This window comes from Pseudomonas sp. FP1740, assembly GCF_030687165.1.
Lineage (GTDB): Bacteria > Pseudomonadota > Gammaproteobacteria > Pseudomonadales > Pseudomonadaceae > Aquipseudomonas.
Genome location: NZ_CP117461.1, coordinates 2,027,866 through 2,049,086 on the forward strand (window position 1 = coordinate 2,027,866; position 21,221 = coordinate 2,049,086).

The 21,221-nt window shown below is 59.0% G+C and carries 17 protein-coding genes; 6 read left to right on the forward strand and 11 right to left on the reverse strand.

Annotated elements, in window-relative coordinates:
• Positions 1 to 135: 135 nt before the first annotated feature.
• The 3 genes from PSH69_RS09095 to PSH69_RS09105 are packed head-to-tail and all read right to left on the reverse strand — an operon-like array spanning position 136 to position 5,886.
• Complete coding sequence (locus PSH69_RS09095) at positions 136 to 555, reverse strand: hypothetical protein (protein ID WP_305411714.1); 420 nt, start codon at positions 553 to 555, stop codon at positions 136 to 138.
• A gap of 49 nt (positions 556 to 604) precedes the next feature.
• Positions 605 to 1,015: a hypothetical protein gene (locus PSH69_RS09100; RefSeq protein ID WP_105339635.1), complete on the reverse strand. Its 411-nt coding sequence runs from the start codon at positions 1,013 to 1,015 to the stop codon at positions 605 to 607.
• The gene (locus PSH69_RS09105) at positions 1,012 to 5,886 is read right to left on the reverse strand and encodes an RHS repeat-associated core domain-containing protein (protein ID WP_305411715.1); all 4,875 of its coding nucleotides are present in this window, start codon (positions 5,884 to 5,886) and stop codon (positions 1,012 to 1,014) included. The genes PSH69_RS09100 and PSH69_RS09105 overlap by 4 nt, the downstream gene beginning before the upstream one ends.
• A 262-nt stretch (positions 5,887 to 6,148) precedes the next feature.
• On the opposite strand from PSH69_RS09105, the gene PSH69_RS09110 reads away from it, so the two are divergent.
• Positions 6,149 to 6,844, forward strand: a complete 696-nt coding sequence (locus tag PSH69_RS09110) for an HAD-IA family hydrolase (RefSeq protein ID WP_305411716.1) — start codon at positions 6,149 to 6,151, stop codon at positions 6,842 to 6,844.
• Between the two features lie 74 nt (positions 6,845 to 6,918).
• Here PSH69_RS09110 and PSH69_RS09115 read toward each other — a convergent pair whose 3' ends face one another.
• Entirely contained in the window at positions 6,919 to 7,665 is a 747-nt protein-coding gene (locus PSH69_RS09115; RefSeq protein ID WP_305411717.1) for a 3-oxoacyl-ACP reductase family protein, read from the reverse strand.
• A 124-nt stretch (positions 7,666 to 7,789) separates the two neighbouring features.
• On the opposite strand from PSH69_RS09115, the gene PSH69_RS09120 reads away from it, so the two are divergent.
• The gene (locus PSH69_RS09120) at positions 7,790 to 8,713 is read left to right on the forward strand and encodes a LysR family transcriptional regulator (RefSeq protein WP_305411718.1); all 924 of its coding nucleotides are present in this window, start codon (positions 7,790 to 7,792) and stop codon (positions 8,711 to 8,713) included.
• A gap of 107 nt (positions 8,714 to 8,820) precedes the next feature.
• Here the strand turns inward: PSH69_RS09120 and PSH69_RS09125 are convergent, their stop codons facing one another.
• From PSH69_RS09125 to PSH69_RS09135, 3 genes are all read right to left on the reverse strand, one after another.
• Positions 8,821 to 9,549, reverse strand: a complete 729-nt coding sequence (locus PSH69_RS09125; RefSeq protein ID WP_305411719.1) for an aspartate/glutamate racemase family protein — start codon at positions 9,547 to 9,549, stop codon at positions 8,821 to 8,823.
• Positions 9,550 to 9,606: 57 nt separating this feature from the next.
• A complete protein-coding gene (locus PSH69_RS09130; protein WP_305411720.1) occupies positions 9,607 to 11,148 on the reverse strand; it encodes an NCS1 family nucleobase:cation symporter-1 in 1,542 nt (513 codons plus the stop codon).
• Between the two features lie 504 nt (positions 11,149 to 11,652).
• The gene (locus tag PSH69_RS09135; RefSeq protein WP_007942164.1) at positions 11,653 to 12,393 is read right to left on the reverse strand and encodes a phosphoadenylyl-sulfate reductase; all 741 of its coding nucleotides are present in this window, start codon (positions 12,391 to 12,393) and stop codon (positions 11,653 to 11,655) included.
• A 171-nt stretch (positions 12,394 to 12,564) separates the two neighbouring features.
• On the opposite strand from PSH69_RS09135, the gene thrH reads away from it, so the two are divergent.
• On the forward strand, positions 12,565 to 13,182 hold the full coding sequence (gene thrH, locus PSH69_RS09140; protein ID WP_305411721.1) for a bifunctional phosphoserine phosphatase/homoserine phosphotransferase ThrH: 618 nt from the start codon (positions 12,565 to 12,567) through the stop codon (positions 13,180 to 13,182).
• A 159-nt stretch (positions 13,183 to 13,341) separates the two neighbouring features.
• Here the strand turns inward: thrH and pabB are convergent, their stop codons facing one another.
• The 4 genes from pabB to PSH69_RS09160 all read right to left on the reverse strand — a co-directional run bounded on the left by pabB (position 13,342) and on the right by PSH69_RS09160 (position 17,897).
• The gene (gene pabB, locus PSH69_RS09145; protein ID WP_305411722.1) at positions 13,342 to 14,679 is read right to left on the reverse strand and encodes an aminodeoxychorismate synthase component I; all 1,338 of its coding nucleotides are present in this window, start codon (positions 14,677 to 14,679) and stop codon (positions 13,342 to 13,344) included.
• A 154-nt stretch (positions 14,680 to 14,833) separates the two neighbouring features.
• Positions 14,834 to 15,820 carry an alpha-L-glutamate ligase-like protein gene (locus tag PSH69_RS09150; protein WP_138866058.1) on the reverse strand — a complete coding sequence of 329 codons (987 nt, stop codon included), beginning with the start codon at positions 15,818 to 15,820 and terminating at the stop codon, positions 14,834 to 14,836.
• Positions 15,820 to 17,355 carry an inactive transglutaminase family protein gene (locus tag PSH69_RS09155; RefSeq protein WP_305411723.1) on the reverse strand — a complete coding sequence of 512 codons (1,536 nt, stop codon included), beginning with the start codon at positions 17,353 to 17,355 and terminating at the stop codon, positions 15,820 to 15,822. The genes PSH69_RS09150 and PSH69_RS09155 overlap by 1 nt, the downstream gene beginning before the upstream one ends.
• A gap of 5 nt (positions 17,356 to 17,360) precedes the next feature.
• On the reverse strand, positions 17,361 to 17,897 hold the full coding sequence (locus PSH69_RS09160; RefSeq protein ID WP_019579744.1) for an ATP-dependent zinc protease: 537 nt from the start codon (positions 17,895 to 17,897) through the stop codon (positions 17,361 to 17,363).
• 297 nt (positions 17,898 to 18,194) lie between these two features.
• Between PSH69_RS09160 and PSH69_RS09165 the strand changes: the two genes are divergently transcribed.
• The 3 genes from PSH69_RS09165 (at position 18,195) to prpC (ending at position 21,150) form a co-directional block, all read left to right on the forward strand.
• Positions 18,195 to 18,917, forward strand: coding sequence for a GntR family transcriptional regulator (locus tag PSH69_RS09165; RefSeq protein ID WP_007902102.1), 723 nt, complete (start codon positions 18,195 to 18,197; stop codon positions 18,915 to 18,917).
• A complete protein-coding gene (prpB, locus tag PSH69_RS09170; protein WP_018925250.1) occupies positions 18,914 to 19,804 on the forward strand; it encodes a methylisocitrate lyase in 891 nt (296 codons plus the stop codon). Before PSH69_RS09165 ends, prpB begins: the two co-directional genes overlap by 4 nt.
• A 218-nt stretch (positions 19,805 to 20,022) precedes the next feature.
• Positions 20,023 to 21,150: a 2-methylcitrate synthase gene (gene prpC / locus PSH69_RS09175; RefSeq protein ID WP_305411724.1), complete on the forward strand. Its 1,128-nt coding sequence runs from the start codon at positions 20,023 to 20,025 to the stop codon at positions 21,148 to 21,150.
• The last annotated feature ends 71 nt before the right edge of the window (positions 21,151 to 21,221 follow it).

Below are 21,221 nucleotides of genomic sequence, written 5' to 3' on the forward strand. Positions count from 1 at the left end.
TGTTACCTGGGGGCGAACATTAGCTTTAGCGAAGATGGGCGTGATGCCGAGAGTATCTGCCATATTGATTTTGCCTTGGATTACTTATTTGGCTCTCTGTCAGGATTTTTTCCGGGCCAAATAAGTTTTTCTTGTTTAAGCTGGATCTGGGTTTTCTGAGTTGGTTTGTTTTGGCCAAAAGTAACTTATCCATTGATGGTAGAATTCAATTTGTTCGGAAATGTCATTGACGATGTTCTGGTCTTCAAAGTCAAAAATGTGAACAATATGATCACGTGTTGCTGCTTTTCCCAGTATCATTTCATAAGCAATAGCTCCATTGCCCATCTGAGAGCACATGCGTGAAGGGAATACATTGAGCTTTGATCCTTTGCAAAGAAATTTTATTTCAGGGAAGTCTCGTCGGATTTGTGCCAGGCATAAATACAGATCATGGTCGGTGTAAGTTTTTCTGAATCCATTTTTCATTGTGAACGTCAGTGAGCTAAAACGCTCTTCAATAGTTCCGATTTCAATGGTGTTCTCGAGCTGTAGTTTTATGTGGTGTTTCATCATATGTGCTCCGCGTGTCAGATTGATTAGGTATGATCAACTGCAACTGTCTTTAGGTTTTGTTCGGCGTTATAATTGTCAGTGATTCGATCCAGTTTTGATAAAAGGTGTTTTGTTCTTCAATGTTGCTAGTGATATTTTCGTCTTCGTAGTCGAAAATTCGTACTAAGTCCTCGTCTTCACTGGGTTTTCCAAGTTTAAGTTCGTATGCGACTAGCCCGCTGGACATTTGGGAGGACATTCGTGAGGGGTGAACATTTAATTTGGCACCTTTGCACAGAAATTTTATTTCCGGGTAGTCGGCTCTTAACATGCCAAAGCATACGTAAAGGTCATAGGCTGTATAAACTTTTGTCAAACCACTTCGCATCGTGAATCTGAGTGTCGGTTTCTTTCTGTCGCATTCGATTGTGGCCGTTTCTACGACCCCATGATTATTTATTAATATTTCTATAGGTTTCATGGTTGCTTCCTGTAAGGGTTGGGTATTGAGTAGCCCTTGTAGCTACCATCCTCATAGACGGGGGTGGCACCGACGATGTCGTGATTTTTTATTCCTCCCGGGAACGCTATCTCAACCTCGCGCCGATGTGGTGACATCATGCCAAGTTCTTTGTTTACATCGATTCCTCTAATGTTTTTCAGTACATATACATAACCGTCGGAAAACCAGTAGCCTGTGGCAAACTTTTTTGCCTCATTTTCGCTTGTCGAAGTGCTGACAAAGTAGCTAGGAGGGCTTCTGTTATCCAATGCATGCATGTACAGATCTGTACTGTCTCCCAAGGGTTCAAATCCTGCCTCAAAAATTTCCCATGGTTCTCGGTCGTCACCACGGTACAAATAATAGTTCTCCTGTTTTGGATTTGGGGTTCCGGGCTCCCCCTCATCAACCCCCACCTTCCCCGTCGGATCCTCATCCCCAAACGACGGCTTCTTACACCCATCCCCCCCAGGGCACTCACTCAACCCCAACGGATCAACCCAACCCGCCGGATTGCGCGTGTACTGATACCCGTTTAACCCGCCCGCCAACTTGCTCGGGTCCGGCGTCAGGTACCGCCCGATATCCGGATTGTAGTAGCGATGCCGGTTGTAATGCAGGCCGGTTTCCGCGTCGTAATACTGCCCTTGAAAGCGCAGCGGTTGATCGAGGACCTGGTGGGTGTCGCGGTTGAGGCGGGTGAGGCGGCCATAGGCGGTGTATCGGGCGGCCCAGATGATGTCGCCGCTGTAGTCGGTGAGTTCTTGCGGGGTGCCGAGGTGGTCGAGTTGGTAGTAGAACGGGCAGGCCCTGCGTGGGCCTTTGCCGTCGAGCATGGCCAGCGGGCGGAAGCTGCCCGGCTCGTAGACGTAACTGCGGTAATGCTCGCGGCTGCTTTCAGCGACAAGGTTGTCGCCCTGCCAGAAAAATTCGGTGGTTTTACCGTCGACGGTTTTGGCGATGCGACGGCCGAAAGCGTCATAGCGATAAGTTGAGCAACGACCGTCCGGGGTGGTGACGCCGACCAACCGGTGCTGGCAGTCATAACGGTACTCGGTGACCAGTTTCTGCGCGGTGCCACGGCGTTCGCGGATCAGGTTGCCGAAGGCGTCGTAGTCGAAGTGGCAGTCGCCATGCATCAACAGGCGGTTGCCTTTGACGGTGGCCGGGCCCGGGCGGTCCTGCATCAGCAGGTTGCCGGCCGGGTCGTGGGCGAAGCTTTCCGGTGGCTGGTCGCGAGAGTGGCGCACGCGGATCAGCCGATTCAGCGCGTCGTACTGGTAGCTGCGCTGGCCGTGGCGGGTGTCGGCGATGTGGTCGAGATTGCCGTTGAGGCTGTAGGCATAGTCGCGGCGATACAGCGGATATTGGTGTTGGCCGACGGCGTGGGCCTTCAGGCGACCCTGTTCGTCGTAGGCATATTCACTGAGCAACAGACCCTGTTGACGCTGCTGTTCGCGGCCGAAGACAAATTGGTGGCTGGTGAGGCGTGTGCCATTGAGGTCGATGGCCGTCAGCGCGCCGCCCTTGGCGTGGTGATAATCGAGTTTGCTGCCGTCCGGCAGGCGCAGGCGGTTGAGCTGGCCGCAGGCGTCGTAGCCATAACGCAAGGTTCCCCAGCCCTGGTGTTCGGTGATCAGGCGGTCCTGCTGGTCGTACCCGAACTCCAGCGGATGATCGTGACCGTCGTCGACGCTGGTCAGTCGGCCCAGCGAGTCGTAGCGGTACGCGACCTGAGTCCCGTCGGGCAGGGTCTTGACCAACAGGCGTCCGGCCGAGTCCCGTTGATAGCCGGTGACCAGCTGCGAGCCGTCATCACCGAACTCGGTTTTCTCCAGCAGGTGGCCATTGAGATCGTAGGCGTACGCGGTACGACGGCCGTCGAAGCCGGTTTCCTGTCGGATCAGGCCGCTGGGCGTGTAGTCCAGCCGATAGTGTTCGCCGGATTCGCTTTCGATTTCCGTGAGCAGCAGCTGCGCATTGTTATAGCGGTACTTGAGCTGGGTGCCGTCGGGATTGATCCGGCGGCTGACCAGGTGCAAATCGTCGATGTATTCGTAACGGGTGACGCGGCCCAGTTCGTCGCGTTCGGCGGTGATCTTGCCGTAGGCGTTGTAGCTGAAGGCGCGAGTGGCACCGGTAGGCAACGTCGTCTGGGTCAGTCGGCCAACGGCGTCCCATTGGTACTGAGTGAGCGCACCGTGTTCGTCCTGACGAGTCGTCTGCCGCCCCAGCGCATCGTAGGAAAAACGTCGTTGCCCAGCGTCCGGCAGGGTTTCCTCAAGCAACTGCCCCAAGGCATTCCAGACAAAGACATGCCGACTGGTGTCCGGGTAGCGGATCGACAGCAAACGCCCCTGAGGGTCGTAGTGATAATGAGTGACCTGGCCGTCGGGATCGGTGGCCTCGGTGACATCGCCCTGGGTATTGCGCTGGTATTTCCACACCGCCTGACCGCGATAGCGCGCATGCAGGAAACCGTGGCGATACTCGTAGGCCGTCGGCTCGTCTTCCGGTGGAATCAACGCCACCAAGCGTCCGACGTCGTCGTAGCGGTATTCGGTGACGGCCCCCAGAGGATCCTGCTCAGCCACCAACCGGCCCTGCTCGTCATAGGCCTTGAGCTGTTCGCCGCCATTGAGCTCAACCCGGCGCACCAGCCGCGCCCGGTCGTCGTGGACGTAAACCTCTTCGCTGCCGTCGATGTTCTGGACCGTGACGCTGCCCTGGTCATCCCAGACATAGCGCGTGTCCATCTGTGAAAACGACGCCCAGTGGCGAATACATCTGGCCGCCTTGCCGGACCGTTGCCACTCCCAGAAGAAACTCGCGCCGCCGGCCAGTTGCCGCTGCAAAATTACGTGGTGGTCGTCGTAGTCGTAGCGCTCGCTTTCCCCGGCGGCATTGGTCGCCGCAATCAAGCGTTGGCGGGCGTCGTAGCGATAGGAAACCAGTGTCTGCTCTGTACGCCAGGCTTCACCCGGGACATCGCCGGAGTGAAACGACTGGTATTCGACGGCCACAAGGTGCCTGCGTTCGTAGCAAAACAACAATGAACGCCCGGCACCGTTGTCGAGGCGCTGGATGCGCTCCTGGCGGTCGCGGGTGATGCGCAGGCGGTTGTCGTAGGCATCGCTGATCGCCGTCAGACAGCCATTGTGAAAGTGGTAGAAACGCGTGTCGTCGCCAGCCTGGGCGAGGATCAGTTCTTCGGGTGCATTGCCCAGATAAATCGCCGCGCGCGAGAGGCTGTTATGGATCGCCGGGCGTTGGGCACTGGGCAGCGGGAAGGGGGTACGGCGGTTTTCGTGGTCGATCCAGATGACCTGATCACCCTCGATCTCCAGCCGATGGGCGAGCGAATGACTCCAGCCAAAACCGAGGCCGCAGTCGATCTCGGCGGCGCTGGTGCGATAGAGGCGGGTGAAGTCGAACGGCAGGAGGCCGTCCAGCGAGCCGTCGGTGAGGGTCAGCAGTTCTTCGCCGGTGACCATCGACACCGGGCAGCCGTTTTTGCAGGTAGACGGCACGCACGTGGCGCTGTCGCCGTTGGGGTTTTTCGCTTGATTCGGTACGTCGTCGTGAGGTTCGTGACGGCCTAGCCGGGTCATGGCTGTGGACTTGTCGCGAGCAATGGCGACCGGATTGTCCACCCGCACAACGGGTGCGTCGCCGGGACTGATTTTTAGCGGAACCGTCGGTGCAGGTTTCAGCGGTGCATTGCGCGCGTTGACCATGAGCGGTTTGAGCGCGCCAGCGTGGGCTGTCAGGTTGGAGTTGGCTGTCAGTTCAGCCAGTCGCAAACTGGCCGCCGCCAACCACTGCCGAGCCCTTTGGGACTTGATTTTGTCCAGAACTCTGGCGCTCATGCCGAGCTTCAGCCCCGTAGGACCGGTGAGGCACATCAGCAGGAAGCTGATCAGTATTTCCGTACGAATTTGTGCCACGACTTCGGCGATGTACTGCGGCGGCAACATCCTCAGCCAACTGGTGAAGGCGGCGAGATGGATGAACATCAACGGCTCATCGCTCAGCATCAGCAACACATTGGCAATGGTTTCAGCCGAAGCGTTCAGCAGCGTCTCAAGCTCGCCTTGTGTCAGGTACTCAAGGAGTTTTTCGCTGCTGCCTTGCAGGTCCGCCACCAGGGCGTAGACCTGCTTCACGTCATCCCACAAGCCGTGCAGCGAACGCTCGAAACTGTGCCAGTCAGCCTGTTGCAGCAGGCCGTAGCGTTGGGTGAAACCTGCTTTGGAAAAATCTGCCCATAAGGGCTCGAACTCGTTCGTCCATTCGTTGCGCAACCAGCCTTCCAGCTCGCCGATCACGCCCTGATAGGAGGCGTAGAGCGCTTTGACGTGTTCAGTGGTGACATTGGGAAAGAAGGTGATGCGATAGCGATGGCCGCGCCAGCATTCGGGGATTTCGAGAATACCGCTGGGGCCGATGGTTGCGTGGACAGGCTCACCGAACGTCAGCTCACCATTGCGCTGCGAGATAGCCGGCTCGAGCATCACCGGTGTATCGCCGATTGGCACGAAACGCGCGGCTTCAAACATATGCACCAGGGTCAACGGACCGCTGGCCGGGCACATGGCGAGTGTCGAACTGACAGGGACTGTGGAGTCCTTCGGTGCGCTGAGCCGGACTTCGTTGCCGACCTTGAACACTTGCTCGACGTTCAGCGCGCCACCGGTCCAGAAGTTTTCCGCCCAGGCCTCGTAGTCGTTGAGGCAGAGTCGGAAATCACCGAGCAGCGCTTTGATATCCGGCTGTTTGGGGTTCATGGCGGCGACCACCAGCAGACCGATGGCGTTGTTCAAGGCCAGGACCTTGTCAGGTTCGAACATTCGCAATCCCTCGCGCTGATCAATGTGGAGCGAGAGACTTTGCGGGGGATCAAAAAGGAAAGAAGTCGGGAAAGGAGGTGTTTGGTGTAGGGGAAATCGCTAAATCATCGCGACGCCCTCAGCAGAGGATTTTGTATCCGCCAGGCATTGCCCGTTGCTCTCGACCAATCGCGCTCGCTATGCTGCTGAACCCTTTAATCCATCACGGATCCGGCCGTACCTGAGCCGTCCTGGGATGTCATGAGAAAACGGATCAGATGCGATGAGTGCACCCTTGGATGAGTTCGGTCCGATCAAGGCCGTGATTTTCGATATGGACGGTTTGCTGCTGGACACCGAGGGCATTTACACCGAGGTCACGTCCATCATTGCCGAGCGCTATGGGCGGACCTTCGACTGGAGCGTCAAACAGAACATCATCGGCCGTGGCGCGGGTGATCTGGCGCGCTATGTGGTCGAGGCGCTGGACTTGCCGATCACCGCCGAAGAGTTTCTGGTGATCCGCGAGCCCTTGATGCGCGAGCGTTTTCCGACGGCGCCGGCGATGCCCGGCGCGGAGGAACTGGTTCGGCACTTGAAAGCCAACAACATTCCTATCGCGGTGGGCACCAGTTCTTCGCGTCAGTCGTTTGGTCAGAAAACCACTTTGCACCGCGACTGGTTCGCGCTGTTTGACTTCATTGTCACCGCTGACGACCCGGAAGTGGGTGCGGCGAAACCGGCGCCGGATATTTTCCTGACGGCGGCGCGACGCCTTGGGGTCGCGCCCCGGGATTGCCTGGTATTCGAGGATTCGCCGTTCGGCGTCACTGCAGCCAAAGCGGCAGGAATGACGGCGATTGCAGTCCCGGATGCGGCGATGGCCGACGAAAAGTACGCACACGCCGATGGCATTCTTCGTACGTTGAAGGCGTTCAAGCCCAGTGCATGTGGCTTGCCGGCGCTTGAATGGAACTGACCATTCGATAATCCCTGACACAAAAGAACGCCGGCAATTGATTGCCGGCGTTTTTGTTTCAGTCGAGCGGTGTATCAGGCGCCGAAACCACCATCGATGGTCAGGCTGGCACCGGTGATGTAGCCAGCTTCGGGACCTGCGAGATAAGCGACGAAGCTGGCGATTTCTTCCACGTTGCCGTAACGACCCACAGCCATCAGCGGGATCAGGCTATCAGCGAAGTCGCCGCTGGCGGGGTTCATGTCAGTGTCGACCGGGCCCGGTTGCACGTTGTTGATGGTGATGCCCCGTGGGCCGAGGTCGCGAGCCAGGCCTTTGGTCAGGCCGACCAGCGCCGATTTGCTCATGGCGTACGGGCCACCACCGGCGAAGGGCATGCGCTCGGCATTGGTGCTACCGATGTTGATGATGCGACCGCCTTCGGTCATGTGGCGGGCGGCTTCCTGGGTGGCGATGAACACACTGCGTACGTTGATGGCCAGGGTCTGGTCGAAGTCTTCGAGTTTGAAGTCTTCCAGCGGTGCGATGGCCAGGACACCCGCGTTGTTGACCAGAATGTCCAGGCGGCCGAAGGCCTCGACGGTGGCGTTGACGGCATTGCGAATAGCAACGGCATCGGCGCTGTCGGCCTTGATGGCCAGGGCTTTGCCGCCAGCGGAGATGATGCTGTTTTGCAGGTCTTCGGCTTTGGCGGTAGAGCTGACATAGGTGAAGGCGACGGCTGCGCCTTCTGCGGCCAGGCGTTTGACGATGGCAGCACCGATACCGCGTGAACCGCCTTGAATCAGAGCTACTTTACCGCTGAGGTGTTGAGTGGTCATGTCGATCTCCAGAAGTTCAAGGCAGGCTGCCTTGTTGTCGGAGTCGAGTATCGGCTTCGCATTACCCGGCGGGTAGACCGTGATTGCTATAGTCTGTGTAAACCAGAAGTTTATAGTGGCGCTTATGGAAACCTTCAGCAGTATCGAATGCTTCGTGCGCAGCGCTGAGGTCGGCAGCTTCGCCGAGGCTGCGCGACGCTTGAGTCTGACACCTGCTGCGGTGGGCAAGAGCGTCGCCAAGCTGGAGGCGCGACTTGGTGTGCGGCTGTTCCAGCGCAGCACGCGTAGCTTGACGCTGACCGAGGCCGGTCAGTTGTTTCTCGGCGAAGTCAGCGCCAGCTTGCACACGATCCAGAATGCCGTGGCCAACCTGGCCAGCGCCGAAGGACGTCCGGCGGGAACGCTGAAGGTCAGCATGGGTACGGTGTTCGGGCGTTTGTACATCGTGCCATTGCTCGGAGAGTTTTTGCGGCGCTTTCCGGCGATCAATCCCGACTGGCATTTCGACAACCGTCAGGTCGACCTGATCGGCCAGGGGGTCGATGCGGCGATTGGCGGTGGATTCGAACTGCCCCAGGGCGTGGTGGCGCGCAAGCTGACGCCCGCCCATCGGGTGCTGGTGGCTTCAACCGGGTATCTGGCAATGCACGAGGCGATCGTCGAACCCGACGACCTCCAGCGCCACGATGGCATCCTGATACGGTCGCCGCAGACGGGGCGTGTGCGTTCCTGGCAGTTGACCTGTCGCAACCGGCAACACAGCCCGCTGACGCTCAAGGCGCGGATGACCATGAGCGATTCGGAAGCGGCCTGCGCTGCGGCGGCCCAGGATTTGGGCATTGCATTGGTGAGCATGCCATTTGCCGTGGGCTATCTGGACGCCGGAACCTTGCATCGGGTGTTGCCCGACTGGTACGTCGACGATGGCAACATCTCCATCTATTACGCCGAGCACAAACTGCTGCCGGGCAAGACCCGGGCGTTTGTCGACTTCATCATTGAACAGTTTGCCGAGCAGGGGTTGGGGCAGCGGTTCAGTGCAGTTTGAGCCCGGCTTGGGACCGAGGGGAGGCCATCGCGGGCAAGCCACGCTCCCACGGAATGATGCAAAAGCCTGTGAGAGCGTGGCTTGCCCGCGAAGATCGATAATGCGGTCTACCGCCCAAACCGTCCCGGCCAACCCATAATGTTCTTCGGCCGCGGCGTCGCATACGTCCGTACTTTCGACGTCGACAACCCCAACCGCACCAGGGATTCGGCAATGGTCACCGCCGCCGTCACGCCATCCACCACCGGTACGCCGGTGCGCTGACGAATCTGTTCATCCAGCCCGACCATGCCGCCACAGCCCAGGCAAATCACCTCGGCCTTGTCCTCGCTCACCGCCAGTTCCGCCTGGCGGACAATCGCCTCCAGCGCACGCTCTGGATCGGACTCCAGCTCCAGCACCGCCAACCCACTGGCCCGCACCGACGCACAACGATCCCAGAGCCCGGAGAGTTTGAGGCGATCCTCGATCAGCGGCACGGTGCGGTCCAGGGTAGTGACCACCGAGTAGGCATGGCCGAGGAACATCGCGGTGCTGGCGCCGGCGTCGGTGATGTCCACCACCGGCACGTTGAGCAACTCTTGCAAACCTTCGCGACCGTGCTCGCCATAACCGGCCTGGATCACCGCATCGAAGGGCTGATCGTAGGACATGACCCGGTCCATCACGGCGATGGCGGCCAGGTAGCTTTCGAAATTGCCTTCAATGGAGTCGGCGCCGAAATGCGGGGTCAGGCCAATGATTTCCGTGCCGGGCGCGGCCACGGATTGCGCTTGGCGGGCGATGGCCTGGGTAATGGATTCGGTGGTGTTGACGTTGACCACGAGAATTCGCATGGGAGGTCCTTATAGCGAGGTGGTTTGCGGCCCGATGTCACCGGGCCGCCAAGAGGATTAATGGCTGACGTTATCGACCGCGATGGCTTCACCGCTGACATCGGCGTAGTAAGGCTGCCGTTTGGCGATGATCAGGTAGAGCATCCCTGCAATCCCGGCGCCAATCAGCCAGGAGAATGGCGAGACACTGTCGAAACCTGGCACCAGGGCCAGGACAATGGCGATCAAGGCTGCCGGAATGAACGCCGCCACGGCGCGCAAATTGACCCCTCGGCTGTAGTAATAATCGCCATCGGGATCTTCGCTGTACAACTGCGGCACGTTGATCCGGCCTTTTCGTACCTGCCAGTAGTCGACCATGATCACCCCGTACAACGGGCCGAGCAGGGCGCCGAGGCCAGACAGGAAATACACGATCACCAGCGGGCTGTTGTAGAGGTTCCACGGCAGGATCAGCACCGCGATGGTCGCGCTGATCAGCCCGGCGCGGCGGAAGGTCAGGTATTTGGGCGCAAGGTTGCTCAGGACAAAGGCCGGGGCGACGAAGTTGGCCATGATGTTCACCGCCACGGTGACAATCAGGAACGCCAGGCAACCGAGTACCAGAAAGAAGGTGTTGGGAATCGACGCGATGATCTCGGTCGGGCTTTCGATGATCCGGCCATTGATCTGAAATTGCGCGCCGCACAGCAGGACCGTGATTGCGGCAAATACCAGAATGTTGACGGGCAGGCCCCAGAAATTTCCGACCCGGATGGTCTTGCGGCAGGGAGAAGAGCGGGCGAAGTCGCAGAAATTGAGGATTAGCGTGCCGTAGATCGACAGCCACAAGGCGCCGCCGGCAAAGATATTGCGCCACATCTCACCGCCACTCAGCGGTTCACGAATCGACCAGGCGATGGTGGCGTTGGCCTGGAAGTACATCCAGCCGGCGAGGGCGGCGACGGTCAACAAAATCACCGGGCCGGCAAACGCCTCGTAGCGTCGCACCATTTCCATGCCATAGGCCAGGATCGCCAACTGCACGAACCAGATCGCCACGAAACACACCCAGCCCAGGCTCGACAGCCCGAGTATCGAATTGTGGTCGTAATCGGCGAGCCCGGGATGCACCGCCGTCAGCAATACGCGAAAGACCACCGAAGCCAGGTACGTCTGAATCCCGAACCAGGCAATGGCGATAACGGCGCGAATCAATGCGGGAATCTGCGCCCCGTGGATGCCGAAACTGATGCGGCTGATCACCGGAAACGGCACACCGGTTTTCTGGCCCATGTAACCGGAAAGGTTCATGAAGCTATACACCATCGCTGCACCGATTCCCAGGGACAACAGAATCTGCCAGCCGCCCAGGCCCAACGCGTACAAGCCAATGGCGAAAGAGTAGTTGGCAATGTTGTGCACATCGTTTGTCCACAGGGCAAAGATGCTGTAACGACCCCAGCGCCGACCTTCGGCCTTGGTCGGTGCAAGATCCTTATTGTGCAAGCGGGGGCTGAGCACGACGGGTGGTTGAAACGTATGATCGTGAATCACGGAGGTAGAAAGAGGAGAGGGCAGATCCAGCGCAATATTGTTATTGGGGAGGCTAGTACGCATTCCGGCAGGCTCCTGAAGCTCGTTGCCGCGATGACTGTGCATGAGCGTGGGCTCGACAAATCTTCGTCGCGGGTGGGAGAGCATCATTGGTTACGGGGCATCTGCAGCCTGTACGGGATAGGGCGCTTCAGGCTTGCGGATCTAAAGTGTGTGTATGTTTTTGTATTTATTGTATACAAAGCATGTGTTCACTTAAGCCAGATGTGTGCCAGTCGGTGATCTATAAAATTTAAGGCTAATTTCGTTTTGTTATTGATTGAAGATAAGTAGTTGAAAAAAAGACGATATAAATTGACCAATTGAACAGGTATTTATTTTGGATGGGGTTTTGTCGGAGTGTTCGACTGAGGAAGTCAGGATAGGGGAATGTAACTTTTTGGGGCGCTGAAACTAAAAGTGCACACAGATATGGCACTTCTGGTGACATTTCTGTGTACACATTTTTAAAGTAAACGATCACAGGCTTCGCCAGCTCCTGCAGGAGCTGCTACGGGCTGCGATCTTTTAAGCTTTGGACTTGCTGATGATGTTCCCGGCATGCAGCCCGCATTCTTTCTGCGTGGCTTCTTCCCACCACCAACGACCTTCGCGCTCATGCTGGTTCGGCAGCACCGGACGGGTGCAAGGCTCGCAACCAATGCTGATGAATCCGCGTTCATGCAGGCTGTTGTACGGCAGCTCCAGCATGCGGATGTAACCCCAGATCTCTTCGCTGGTCATCTGTGCCAACGGGTTGAACTTGTACAGGGTACGTTCCGGGGTGGAAAACGCGGTGTCGATTTCCAGCACCGCGACGGCGCTGCGGGTGCCCGGGCTCTGGTCCCGACGCTGGCCGGTGGCCCAGGCGGTCACGCCAGACAGTTTGCGACGCAGCGGCTCGATCTTGCGAATGCCGCAGCACTCGCCATGGCCATCCTTGTAGAAACTGAACAGGCCTTTTTCCTTCACGAAAGGCTCGAGCTTGCTGTAGTCCGGCGACACCACTTCGATATCGATCTTGTAGTGCTCGCGCACCTGCTCGATGAAGCGGTAGGTCTCGGGATGCAAGCGGCCGGTGTCGAGGCTGAACACTTTGACGTTCTTGTTCAGCTTCCAGGCCATGTCCACCAGCACCACATCCTCGGCGCCGCTGAAAGATATCCACAGGTCATCGCCGAACTCGGCGAACGCGAGTTTCAGGATGTCCTGGGCGGATTTGTTGGCATAGGTCGTGGCGAGTTCCACGACATCGAACGATGGGCTCATCAGGGCGGCTTCCTACAGGTCGGTGGCGCTGGGCGCTCTATATGCGTCGATGGTAACAAAATCCTGCGGCGGCTGGCGCGTCCTCTGCGTTGCACAGAGGGGGACGAGTCGCTAGAGTTCGGCAGTCCTTTTGCTCGCTCGACTCATAAATAATACTAATGGGAGTGTCTTGTGGAAATTGCCTGTCTGGATCTTGAAGGTGTGCTGGTCCCGGAAATCTGGATCGCCTTTGCCGAAAAAACCGGGATCGAGTCCCTCCGGGCCACCACTCGGGACATTCCCGACTACGACGTGTTGATGAAGCAGCGCCTGCGGATTCTCGACGAGCATGGCCTGAAGCTCTCCGACATTCAGGAAGTGATCGCTACGCTCAAGCCTCTGGAAGGCGCCAGTGAATTTGTCGACTGGCTGCGTGAGCGCTTTCAGGTGGTGATTCTGTCGGACACCTTTTACGAATTTTCCCAGCCGCTGATGCGTCAACTGGGCTTCCCGACGTTACTTTGCCATCGTCTGATTACTGACGATGCCGGTCGGGTCACGGGCTATCAGTTGCGTCAGAAAGATCCCAAGCGTCAGTCGGTATTGGCGCTCAAGAGCCTTTACTACCGGGTGATCGCCGCGGGCGATTCCTACAACGACACCACGATGTTGGGCGAGGCGGATGCCGGGATCCTGTTCCATGCGCCGGACAATGTGATTCGTGAGTTCCCGCAGTTCCCGGCGGTGCACAGCTTTGCCGAGTTGAAGCAGGAATTCATCAAGGCTTCGAATCGCAATCTGAGCTTGTAAACCCGATCTGTGGCGAGGGAGCTTGCTCCCGCTCGGCTGCGCAGCAGTCGCATGCGTTATATCTGACGATATGCGGTGTCTGGTTTGGGGGGCGCTTCGCACTGGAGCGCCAGCCCGGCCCAGCGGGAGCAAGCTCCCTCGCCACATAAAAGTGCGGTATCAGAGGTTCTGCAACGTATCGAGCAGCACCTTCACCTTGGTAATCGATTCCTGATACTCCGCCTGCCAATCCGAATCCGCGACGATCCCGCCACCCCCCCAGCAGCACACCTGCCCGTCCTTGACCAGCAAGCTGCGAATGGCGATGGAACTGTCCATCTCCCCGCGTACGTCCAGATACAGCAATGAACCGCAATACAACCCGCGACGGGTCGGTTCCAGTTCATCGATGATCTGCATGGCGCGAATTTTTGGCGCGCCGGTAATCGAGCCGCCGGGGAAGCTGCCGGCGATCAGATCCAGCGCATCCTTGTCATCCGCCAGTTCACCGGTAACGCTGCTCACCAGGTGATGCACGTTCGGATAGCTTTCCAGGCTGAACAGCTCCGGCACCCGTACCGAACCGATGCGGCAGGTACGACCCAGATCGTTGCGCAGCAAGTCGACGATCATCAGGTTTTCCGCGCGGTCCTTGGGGCTGGCCAGCAGTTCGGCGGCGTTCGCCGCATCTTCGGCAGCGGTCAGCCCGCGGGGGCGAGTGCCTTTGATCGGGCGGGTTTCGACGTGGCGCTCGCTGACTTTGACAAAGCGCTCCGGCGACAGGCTCAGCACCGCGTCGCCGTCGGGCAGGCTCTGGAAGCCGGAAAACGGTGTCGGGCAAGCCGCCCGCAGCGCGCAATAGGCTGCCCACGGATCGCCCTGGCATTGGGCGCGAAAGCGCTGGGCGAAGTTGACCTGATAGCAGTCGCCAGCCTGGATGTACTGCTGAATGCGTTCGAAGGCTTGCCGATAGTCGTCAGCGCTCAGGTCGGCACTCATCGGGCCGTCCAGCTTGAACGGCTGGATTTTATGAGGCGCCGGTTGAGTGAACAGTTCGATCAGCCGTTGTCGCTCGCTATCGATCAGCGTCGGGTGGAACACCAATTGGCTGGTAGCCAGATGGTGATCGCTGATCAGCGCCCAGTCATACAGCCCGAAGCGCGCGTCGGGCAATTGCAGATCGTCCCGCGCCTGGCTCGGCAGGTTCTCCAGATGCCGGCCGAAGTCGTAGCTCAGGTAGCCGATCAGGCCGCCGGCGAAGGGTAAGTCGTCAGGGACGGTTGCTTCACCGAGCCGTGTAAGGTTCTTGCGAAGGCGTTGCAGGAAATGGCTGCCGCTTTCATCCGGCAACACGGCCAGTTGCTCCAGCGGCCAGGCGCTGAGCAGGTCAAAACGCCCGCGTTCGGCACTCGGCCGGCCGCTGTCGAGCAGCACGGCACCGGGGGCATGACGAATCGCCGTGAAGTACTCGGCAGGGTTGGCGCGATAGGGCAGCGGGTGTACGGAACAGGTCAACATGGGCGGGGCAGATCAGCCAACGAGGCGGGGGAGCGATTGTAGTCCTCTGCAGGATTTGCTCCTAGAGGGGATGTCGGCAAGAGATACATCTGCGGCGAGGGAAGTTTGCCTGTGGCGAGGGAACAAGCTCCCTCGCCACAAAGAGCCAGAGGGGTCAGCCCTCAACCGCCGGAATATGCCCAAACAATTCCTGAACGAACGCCACACGCTCCTGCGCCGTTTCAGTGATCCCGCGCGCCTTCAGCTCTTCGAGTCGCGCCTCGACCGCGTGGGTACGGGACGTCAGCCCGCAATCGTTGGCGATCTGAATGTTCAACCCAGGCCGGGCATTGAGCTCAAGAATCAGCGGCCCTTTCTCCTGGTCGAGCACCATGTCGACACCGATGTAGCCCAGCCCGCACAACTCGTAACAGCCGGCGGCCAGTTTCATGAAACCGTCCCAGTAGGGCAGTTGCACGCCGTCTACCGCGTTGGTGGTGTCCGGGTGTTTGTTGATGATGTTGTTCAGCCAGGTGCCGCGCAATGTCAGGCCGGTGGCCAGGTCGACACCGACGCCGATGGCGCCCTGGTGCAGGTTGGCCTTGCCGCCGGACTGGCGGGTCGGCAGCCGCAACATGGCCATCACCGGATAACCCATCAGCACGATGATGCGGATGTCCGGCACACCTTCATAGCTGATGCTTTTGAAGATCTGGTCTGGGGTCACGCGGTATTCGATCAGCGCACGGTCGCGGTGCCCGCCCAGGGAATACAGGCCGGTGAGGATGCTCGAGATATGGTGCTCGAGTTCCTCATGGTCAATGATCTTGCCGGACACTGTGCGATAGCGCCCCTCGAACCGGTCGGCAACCACAATGATGCCGTCGCCGCCGGCGCCCTGGGCCGGTTTGATCACGAAGTCGGTGCGCCCGCCGATGATCTCCTTGAGGTTATCGATTTCCTTCTCGGTGGAGATCACGCCGTACAGCTCCGGCACGTGGATGCCGGCGGCGATGGCGCGTTCCTTGGTGATGATCTTGTCATCGACGATCGGGTACAGGCTGCGCTTGTTGTACTTGAGCACGTAGTCGGCGTTACGCCGATTGATCCCCATGATGCCCCGGGCCTCCAGGGCTTTCCAGGTCTTCCAGAGACCGAACATCAGGCGTCAGCCTCCTTCAGGAAAGCCTTGAAACGCACCAGTTCGGTCAGGCGGTAACCGCGATAGCGACCCATGGCCAGCATGAAAGCCACCAGAATCAGCAGGACCGCCGGGAAGGTGAACACGAAGTACACCAGCTCCGGCACGCTCATGATCAGGTGCGCCAGGGAGGCGGCGAACAGCGTGCCGATCGCCACTTTCATGGCATGGCCGCCACCGCGCTCTTCCCAGGTGATCGACAGGCGCTCGATGGTCATGGTCAGAATCACCATCGGGAACAGCGCCACCGACAACCCGCGCTCCAGGCCGAGTTTGTGGCTGAACAGGCTGATCGCGGCTATCAGCACCACCACGAAGGTCAGTACCACCGACAATCTCGGCAGCATTTGCAGTTTCAAGTGCTCAAGGTAGGAACGCAGCGACAGCCCCAGCGCCGTGATGATGGTAAACAGCACGATGCCGAAGCCGAGCTGGGTTTCCCGGAAGGCGAGGGCGATCAGTACCGGGGTAAAGGTGCCGAGTGTCTGGATGCCGATCAGGTTGCGCAGGATCAGGATCACCAGCACGCCGATCGGGATCATCACCATGATCATGAAGGTCTGCTGGGTTTGCAGCGGCAGGCCGTACAGCGAGTAGTCGAGGAAGTTGGCGTCGGAGTTTTCGTCAGTCAGCTTGGCCAGGCGAATGGCGTTCATTTCGCTGTTGTTCAGACTGAAGGTGACGTTGGCTTTCTTGCCGCCATCGACAGTGATCAGGTTTTCATCGCCGGTCCACCACAGCAAGCGGTCGGTGGGCAGGCCCTGTTCGCCGGTTTCCGGGTTGAAGTACAGCCAGTCGGTGCCGTTGAAACTGCGCAACCAGAGTTCAGGCGTTTGCGGCTGATCGGCCACCAGGCGGATGGTGTGGACCTTTTCCACCGGCACGTGGGCGATGGACAGAACCAGCTCGACGATTTTGGCTTTGTTCGCGGTGGACGGATCGCCGGCCAGCAGCAGTTTCACGTTGTCGTCGTTGAGGTTGTTGACACGCTTGATGGCTTCGCCGATGAAGGTTTCGACGTCGGCCGAATGCTGGCGGATCGGCGCGAGCAAGGCTTCGGCGGCGATTTTTTCCGGGCCTTCGACGGCGATGCTGTCGCGGAAGGTCGCCCCTTTGACCTTGGATTTTTCGCCGCTGTAGCGCTTGGTCAGCACCAGGCGGTAATAAAGGGTCTGGTTGCCCTTGGCCCGACGTGCCGACCAGGTGACCTTGCGGTTGCCGTCGACACGGTTCACTGCCACACCGTAGTTATTGGAAATGAAACTCTCGTTAAGGCTCACGTAGTCGCGGCTCAGCGGCGGCACGAACATCTGGATCTTGATCGGGTCTTTGGCGTTGGCGACGAACTCGACCTTGGCGTCGATATTCCACAAGTCATCGGTGGCATCTTCAGTCACCGGAATACCGAGCACGAAAATCTGATAGGCCGTAACTGAAATGCCCAGCACCACCAGGATGGCGATCAGCAATTTCAGATGGAGGGTAAGAGAGCGCATTGGAATTACTCTGCGGTATGTGCGTCGGTGGCGCAGGCAGGTTTGCCAGCAGCGTATTTAAGACTTGGGTCAACCAGCGCATCGAAGCGTTTGAGCGCCTCGGAGCCGATCAAGAGCGGGTATTGGAAGGCACTGCGGTCGGTCAGGTTCACTTCAATACTGCGTAAAGCCGACCCCATGCAGATATCCAGCTCGATGACCGGACGGGCGGTGTACTTCTTGCCTTCTTCCGGGTCGTAGTCACCGGCCCGGCGCTTGATCTTGCTGACACGGGCCAGCGGTCGTTCGATCGGGTGCGAATGCGCGGCGTCGATGGCCAGATAGAAGCGCACCCAGGATTCGCCATTGCGTTTGAAACGTTTGATGTCGCGGGCGCTCAGCGAGGCGGTTTTCGCCCCGGTGTCGAGTTTGGCGGCAACTTCCAGGTTGATGCCGTCCAGCGACGCGTACTCATTGAGGCCGTACACAGTCTTTTCCCCTGCCGCGGCAAAACCTGACAGGCCAAGAAGACAAAGAAATGTGGTGAAGAGCTTGAGTCTCATAAATCCTGATGCGCAGCGGTCCGTTCTTCAATTCAAGGCCCTGGCATTGCTGCACAAGCTCCCTCGTATGCCTATCCTTTTTTCATGACAGGCAATGCAGATGACAAGCAAATGCGGGCGGCATTCTAGCACGGTGGTTTTATGGCGCCAGCGCTGGCGGACGGCTGTAACCGGGGGTGCTGCTTCGTTATGGTGCAAGCGGTTATTAGACGATTGTCGACAATGTCTATTTATCCTTTGACGTAACCGGCCTTATTCGCTAGTTTTTGCGGCATTGCTTTTAAAGGTGTCGACAATATGCTGGATCAACTCGATCCCCCGGTCACGGTTCAGGACGACTCGGAAACACTTTCCGAAAACGTCTTTCGACGCATTCAGGCGGCCATCGTCAAGGGTGAGATCGCCCCGGGCAGCAAGATCTCCGAGCCGGAGCTGGCGCGCACCTACGGCATCAGCCGGGGGCCGTTGCGCGAGGCGATCCACCGCCTGGAAGGCCAGCGCCTGCTGGTTCGCGTGCCGCACGTCGGGGCGCGGGTGGTGTCGTTGAGTCACGCCGAATTGCTGGAACTCTACGAAATCCGCGAATCCCTGGAAGGCATGGCCTGCCGTCTGGCGGCCGAGCGCATGACCGTTGAAGAAATCGACGAGCTGCGCCGGGTGCTGGAAACCCACGAGCGCGATGCGGCGTTTCAGGCAGGCGTCGGCTATTACCAGCAGGAAGGCGATTTCGACTTTCATTACCGGATCATCCAGGGCAGCGGCAACCGCACCCTGACCCAGATGCTCTGCGGCGAGCTGTACCAACTGGTGCGCATGTACCGCATCCAGTTTTCCACCACGCCCAATCGGCCACGCCAGGCGTTTGCCGAACACCACCGCATTCTCGACGCCATTGCCGACCGTGACGGTGAACTGGCCGAGTTGTTGATGCGCCGTCACATCGGCGCCTCCAAACGCAATATCGCCCGTCACTACCAGGACGGCGCTAACCCGACAGCCACTGAACGAGGTGAGTCATGAGTTCCAACAAGAGCACTCCAGGCCAGCGTTTCCGCGATGCGGTCGCCAGCGAGCATCCGCTGCAAGTGGTCGGCACGATCAACGCCAACCACGCGCTGTTGGCCAAGCGCGCCGGTTTCAAGGCTATCTACCTGTCGGGGGGCGGGGTGGCTGCCGGCTCCCTCGGCGTGCCGGACCTGGGCATTACCGGCCTGGATGACGTGCTGACCGATGTGCGCCGCATCACCGACGTTTGCGACCTGCCGCTGCTGGTGGACGTCGACACCGGTTTCGGTTCCTCCGCGTTCAATGTCGCCCGTACCGTGAAGTCGATGATCAAGTTCGGCGCGGCGGCGATTCACATCGAAGACCAGGTCGGCGCCAAGCGCTGCGGTCATCGTCCTAATAAAGAGATCGTTTCGCAGCAGGAAATGGTCGACCGCATCAAGGCGGCCGTCGATGCCCGCACCGACGACAGCTTCGTGATCATGGCCCGCACCGACGCCCTGGCGGTGGAAGGTCTGGAATCTGCGCTGGATCGCGCCGCCGCGTGCATCGAGGCCGGTGCCGACATGATCTTTCCGGAAGCGATCACTGAACTTGAGATGTACAAACTGTTCGCCAGCCGCGTGAAAGCGCCGATCCTGGCCAACATCACCGAGTTCGGCGCGACCCCGCTGTACACCACCGAGCAGCTTGCCGGTGCCGATGTGTCGCTGGTGTTGTACCCGCTGTCGGCGTTCCGCGCGATGAACAAGGCTGCCGAAAACGTCTACACCGCGATCCGCCGCGACGGCACGCAACAGAACGTCATCGACACCATGCAGACGCGCATGGAGCTTTACGATCGCATCGATTACCACACCTTCGAGCAGAAGCTCGATGCGTTGTTTGCGGCGAAGAAGTAATGAAAGCCCTGTAGCAGCTGCCGAGCTTGCGAGGCTGCGTTCGAGACCGAAGGGCTCGCCAAGCCAGGCAGTTCGGTCTTTCAGATACACCGCGTATGCAGGGTTTACGACTGCTGCGCAGCCGAACGCAGCCTCGCAGGCTCGGCAGCTGCTACGAAAATAAGATAACCGTATAGAAGTTGCAGATTCCCTAACAAATTCAAAAACTGGAGACAGCAATGGCCGAAGCAAAAGTACTCAGTGGCGCCGGGCTCCGTGGCCAGGTGGCCGGGCAAACCGCACTGTCCACCGTGGGCCAGTCGGGTGCCGGCCTGACCTATCGCGGCTACGACGTGCGCGAACTGGCGGCTGACGCACAGTTCGAAGAAGTGGCTTACCTGCTGCTGTACGGCGAACTGCCGACCAAGGCACAACTCGCGGCCTACACCCAGAAGCTGAGCAAGCTGCGCGACCTGCCGCAGACGTTGAAGGAAGTGCTGGAGCGCATCCCCGCCGACGCCCATCCGATGGACGTGATGCGCACCGGTTGCTCGTTTTTGGGCAACATCGAGCCGGAGAAAGACTTCTCCGAGCAGCACGACAAAACCGACCGCCTGCTGGCCGCGTTCCCGGCGATCATGTGCTACTGGTATCGCTTCAGCCACGACGGCAAGCGCATCAACTGCGTGACCGACGAAGCCTGCATCGGCGGCCATTTCCTGCACCTGTTGCACGACAAGAAGCCGAGCGAGTTGCACGTCAAGGTGATGAACGTTTCGCTGATCCTCTACGCGGAGCATGAATTCAACGCCTCGACATTCACCGCCCGGGTGTGTGCCTCGACGCTGTCGGATCTGTATTCCTGCATCACGGCTGCCATCGGTTCCCTGCGCGGCCCGCTGCACGGCGGGGCCAACGAAGCGGCGATGGAAATGATCGAGCGCTTCAGCTCGCCGGAAGAGGCGGTCGAGGGCACCCTCGACATGCTGGCACGCAAGGACAAGATCATGGGCTTCGGCCACGCGATCTATAAAGACAACGATCCGCGCAATGAGGTGATCAAGGGCTGGTCGAAAAAACTCGCCGACGAAGTGGGCGACACGGTGTTGTTCCCGGTTTCAGAAGCCATCGACGCAACCATGTGGGAACAGAAGAAATTGTTCCCGAACGCCGACTTCTACCACGCCTCGACGTACCACTTCATGGGCATCCCGACCAAGTTGTTCACACCGATCTTCGTCTGCTCACGCCTGACCGGCTGGGCGGCGCATGTGTTCGAACAACGTGCCAACAACCGCATCATCCGCCCGAGCGCCGAGTACGTCGGCGTCGAACAGCGCAAGTTCGTGCCAATCGCACAACGCTGACCGGGGAGGGCGCCGGTACTGGTTACTGAAGGAACCGGGAACCCTGCAGGTCGGGGTTCAGCCCGGTGCCC